Below are 4,424 nucleotides of genomic sequence, written 5' to 3'. Positions count from 1 at the left end.
GTTCAAACTTTTCTTTAGACATTGTGTTGTCCCTCTAAGACACGGAATCGGTGGTTTCACCACATCAACCAAGCAGTTGCTTGTTTAGATATTCACAGGAAGAAATTCAGGAGGCAGAACAGGGGAAGTGGTGCTGATAGGCAGATTCGAACTGCCGACCTCACCCTTACCAAGGGTGTGCTCTACCAACTGAGCTATATCAGCACATCTTGGAGCGGGCAGCGGGAATCGAACCCGCATCATCAGCTTGGAAGGCTGAGGTAATAGCCATTATACGATGCCCGCGTGAACTCGGCTACCTGAGTTTAATCAGCTGTATTATATATCTCAAGTGTTTTTTCTGGAGTATAACTCGAGCAGAACACTCAAGATGAAAACTGGTTAATGGTGGTGGGGGAAGGATTCGAACCTTCGAAGTCTGTGACGGCAGATTTACAGTCTGCTCCCTTTGGCCGCTCGGGAACCCCACCTTTCCAAATTTTAAAATTGGTGCCGGCACCAAGAGTCGAACTCGGGACCTACTGATTACAAGTCAGTTGCTCTACCAACTGAGCTATGCCGGCATCAAGTGCTGCGCATTCTATGAGGTGTTTGAGTTCGATGCAACAAAAAAATTGTTTTTTTTATTCGTTCGCTCACAAAGCGTCCGCATTTAGTGATATTGATGCCTTTTCAATCATTGATGGCCAAATTACAAACAATAAGACTCCATGTAGAAAATCGAAATAACTATATTTGTCCGTTATTTTTTGCAATTCATTTGCAACAACTTAATTCTTTTTTTCAAAAAAGATAAGAATAGCCTTTCAAAACTGTCACGGAGATAGAACATTTTTTAGTTTTTTGTATTTCTCATCAAAAAAATTACTAAAATCATAAAAAAATCTACGCCTAAGCTAACTCAACCGATATTATGAGATTTATTTTTTGTCGGATACGGGTGTTATCAACAACCTGTCCAACCTGCATAGACAGGCAGATGTTGGCTTATGAATAAGAAAGAATCTTTTTTGACGACTCCATATTTACAATTTGATCGTGAACACTGGGCAACATTGCGTGACTCAGTGCCTTTGACATTAACAGAAGAAGAAGTGGCAGCCTTAAAAGGGATTAATGAAGAGATTTCAATTGATGAAGTAATTGAAATTTACCTTCCATTGTCACGTCTACTCAATTTTTATATTAGCTCCAATCTACGTAGGCAAGCTGTTCTTGAGCAATTTTTAGGAACTGATAAGCAAAAAGTACCTTATGTTATTGGTATCGCAGGCAGCGTTGCTGTAGGAAAAAGTACGACAGCCCGTTTATTACAAGCGTTACTTAGTCGTTGGCCCGAACACCGCCGGGTGAAATTAGTAACGACAGATGGCTTTTTGCACTCTAATAATGTGTTGAATGAACGTGGCCTAATGAAGAAAAAAGGATTTCCTGAATCCTATGATATGCGTAGCTTGGTCAAATTTGTCGCCGATATAAAATCAGGAGAAGAGAGAGTTTCCGCACCGGTATATTCTCACTTGAGCTATGATATTGTCCCCGAAGAAAAGCTCACCATTGAGAAGCCTGATATTCTCATTCTTGAAGGTTTGAATGTATTGCAAAGCGGCATGGATTACCCGCACGAGCCACACCACGTTTTTGTATCTGATTTCGTTGATTTTTCTATTTATGTTGATGCAGCGGAAGACTTACTGGAACAATGGTATGTCAGCCGTTTTCTGAAATTTAGACAAGGCGCGTTTTCCGATCCAGATTCTTACTTCCATAGCTATTCGAAATTGACGCCAGAGGAAGCTGTAAGTGTTGCATCAAACATTTGGAAAGAAATTAACGGGTTAAATTTACAGCAAAATATTCTTCCGACAAGGGAGCGGGCTAGCTTGATTATGACAAAAGGCGCCAACCATTCCATTGAAAGTGTCAGATTAAGGAAATAAAACCAGCAGCCGGAAATATTTCCGGCTCTATCCTCAACAACCCCGCAAAGAAATCTCCCCACCTATATAAGGAGTGATAACTCCATTGATATCAAGCAATAAAGCTCCTTGCTGATCGATACCACGGGCTATACCATAAATATCCTGATCGCCAATAATTAATTTTACTGGGCGATCAATAAAATTATCTAACTTAAACCATCTAGAAACAAAAGGTGATAACCCCTCACTTTCAAACTGAATTAACGCCTCTTTCAGCTCCAGAATAATTTCAGCAATCAGTTTATTCCGTTCAACTTTCATTCCTGCCTGTTGTAAGCTTGCCCATTGTTGGCTGATTAATTGCTGCTGTTCATTGTTCATCGAGATATTCATACCTATTCCAATAACAATCTGAGCAGAATCTCCCGTTCTCCCTGTCAGCTCAACCAATATCCCTGCCAATTTCTTATCATCAAGATATAAATCATTTGGCCATTTTACTTTTACTCTTTCAGCTCCCTGACGATTTAGGACTTCTGCAATCACAATTCCAACAACCAGGCTTAAGCCAACTGCCGCAGCAGGGCCTTGTTCCAATCGCCAATACATAGACAAATATAAGTTTCTGCCAAAAGCAGAAACCCACTGCCTTCCTCGACGTCCTCGCCCTGCATACTGATATTCGGCAACACAGGAGTCACCTGAATTCAATTCAGCCAATTTTTCTAATAAATATTGGTTGGTAGAATTAATGACAGGTATCACTTCAATGCGATCGTTTGGCAGGTAACTCGAAATTATATCCTGATCAAGAAGTTCCATCGGAGCTGGGAAACGATATCCCTTACCAGGAAGCGTTAAAATTTCTACTCCCCACTCACGAATAGTCTGGATATGTTTATTGATCCCCGCTCGGCTCATTCCCAATTCTTGGCCAAGCTGCTGCCCTGAGTGAATTTCTCCATCAGATAACACTTTAATAAGTTTTAATGGAATACTAATATCTTTCATGAAATACACTCCACTGCATCAATTTCACCTTCACTACCTATGAAGCGTACTTCAGGCTCTAAGAAAATATTAAATTTTTCAGCTACTTCACTACGCACATGAGTAGCCAAGGCAATAATATCTTGCCCTGAAGCATTTCCTTTATTAATCAATACCAATGCTTGCTGAGTATGCACAGCAGCATCTCCAATCGAATAGCCTTTCAAATGACATTGATCGATAAGCCAACCCGCAGCAATTTTTACACTTTCCTCATTTTGATAATACTGAGGGCAAGTTGGATACTCTAATTTAATTTTTTGTGCTAATTCAGCCGATATAATTGGATTTTTGAAGAAACTTCCAGCATTTCCCATTACAGCGGGATCTGGCAATTTACTTTGGCGCATTTCACATACAGCATCGAATATTTGCTCAGGTGTTACATTTTCCCGTGAGAAATGTACCAAGGCACCATAAGTTAAAATTGGTTCCCACGCTTTATTTAAACGCAAGCCAACGGATGTAATAGCATAACCATCTTTATATTTATGCTTAAAGACACTGTCTCTATATGCAAATTGGCACTCATCTGCTGTCAGACGAATTGAATGACCCGTTTTCAATTCAACAAAATCAACATATTCACAGACATTTTTAAATTCAATACCATATGCCCCAATGTTTTGAATAGGGGCAGAACCCACATTACCTGGAATCAAAGCTAAATTTTCTAAACCGTAGATCTGTTGTTTGAGCAAATAGGTAATTAGCTCATGCCAATTTTCTCCAGCGCCAACATGAATGTGCCATGCAGATTCAGATTCTTTTATATCGATGCCGAGAATACGGTTTAAAATTACAGTTCCTTTAAAATTTTCGGTGAAGAGAACGTTACTTCCTCCTCCCAACAATAATATCGGCTGATACTTTCCCATTGCTTCTTGCCATAAGGCCAAAAGAGATTCAATAGAAGTAACGGTGCAAATATGATCTGCATTGGCTGAAATGCCAAATGTGTTGAACGTTTTTAATTGGGTGGATTGACAGGCAGACATTCAATTTAAGCTCAATAAATAAGTAATTTATGTCGTAGTCTATCAGACTCTATATTTGAAAGATAAGACGTAGTTACCGGTTGCCTATCTATTGATGAAGATCCTAACTGCAGAAATGCAAAAGGCCACTCATATGAGTGGCCTTTTGACTTAATTTAAAGCTTGGCAGTGTCCTACTCTCACATGGGGAGACCCCACACTACCATCGGCGCTACGGCGTTTCACTGCTGAGTTCGGCATGGGGTCAGGTGGGACCACCGCGCTATTGCCGCCAGACAAATCCTGTTTTTATTTGCCGAACATATTATTCATGGTGCTGATACCCAGATTCGAACTGGGGACCTCACCCTTACCAAGGGTGTGCTCTACCAACTGAGCCATATCAGCGAATACTAAAATAAAAAAGTGTTGCCAAACGGGCAACACTTATAATTTGATGTCTGGCAGTGTCCTA

3 protein-coding genes, 5 tRNA genes and 1 rRNA gene are annotated in these 4,424 nt (G+C 40.3%); 1 reads left to right on the top strand and 8 read right to left on the bottom strand.

The window, feature by feature from the left end:
* Positions 1–128: 128 nt before the first annotated feature.
* The 4 genes from FE392_RS19400 to FE392_RS19385 form a co-directional block, all read right to left on the bottom strand.
* A tRNA-Thr gene (locus tag FE392_RS19400) sits at positions 129–204 on the bottom strand.
* A 6-nt stretch (positions 205–210) separates the two neighbouring features.
* Positions 211–285 (bottom strand) — tRNA-Gly (locus FE392_RS19395).
* A gap of 100 nt (positions 286–385) precedes the next feature.
* A tRNA-Tyr gene (locus tag FE392_RS19390) sits at positions 386–470 on the bottom strand.
* Positions 471–487: 17 nt separating this feature from the next.
* Positions 488–563, bottom strand: a tRNA-Thr gene (locus FE392_RS19385).
* 426 nt (positions 564–989) lie between these two features.
* Between FE392_RS19385 and coaA the strand changes: the two genes are divergently transcribed.
* Positions 990–1,940 (top strand): type I pantothenate kinase, encoded by a 951-nt coding sequence (gene coaA, locus FE392_RS19380; RefSeq protein WP_319931782.1) that lies wholly within the window; start codon positions 990–992, stop codon positions 1,938–1,940.
* A 33-nt stretch (positions 1,941–1,973) separates the two neighbouring features.
* Here the strand turns inward: coaA and birA are convergent, their stop codons facing one another.
* From birA to FE392_RS19360, 4 genes are all read right to left on the bottom strand, one after another.
* On the bottom strand, positions 1,974–2,933 hold the full coding sequence (birA, locus tag FE392_RS19375; protein WP_319931781.1) for a bifunctional biotin--[acetyl-CoA-carboxylase] ligase/biotin operon repressor BirA: 960 nt from the start codon (positions 2,931–2,933) through the stop codon (positions 1,974–1,976).
* On the bottom strand, positions 2,930–3,970 hold the full coding sequence (gene murB / locus FE392_RS19370; RefSeq protein WP_319931780.1) for a UDP-N-acetylmuramate dehydrogenase: 1,041 nt from the start codon (positions 3,968–3,970) through the stop codon (positions 2,930–2,932). The genes birA and murB overlap by 4 nt, the downstream gene beginning before the upstream one ends.
* A gap of 160 nt (positions 3,971–4,130) precedes the next feature.
* A 5S ribosomal RNA gene (rrf, locus tag FE392_RS19365) occupies positions 4,131–4,246 on the bottom strand.
* A gap of 35 nt (positions 4,247–4,281) precedes the next feature.
* Positions 4,282–4,357 (bottom strand) — tRNA-Thr (locus FE392_RS19360).
* Positions 4,358–4,424: the final 67 nt, after the last annotated feature.

It is taken from the genome of Xenorhabdus santafensis (assembly GCF_033949405.1).
In the GTDB taxonomy this organism is placed as follows: Bacteria; Pseudomonadota; Gammaproteobacteria; order Enterobacterales; family Enterobacteriaceae; genus Xenorhabdus; species Xenorhabdus santafensis.
The sequence above is the reverse complement of the archived record's forward strand: the minus strand, read 5'-3'. Positions and strand labels throughout refer to the sequence as shown.

Bases quoted from the DNA above. Each gene is read 5' to 3' on its own strand.
- coaA (WP_319931782.1), top strand. From the start codon at position 990: ATGAATAAGAAAGAATCTTTTTTGACGACTCCATATTTACAATTTGAT.
- birA (WP_319931781.1), bottom strand. From the start codon at position 2,933: ATGAAAGATATTAGTATTCCATTAAAACTTATTAAAGTGTTATCTGAT.
- murB (WP_319931780.1), bottom strand. From the start codon at position 3,970: ATGTCTGCCTGTCAATCCACCCAATTAAAAACGTTCAACACATTTGGC.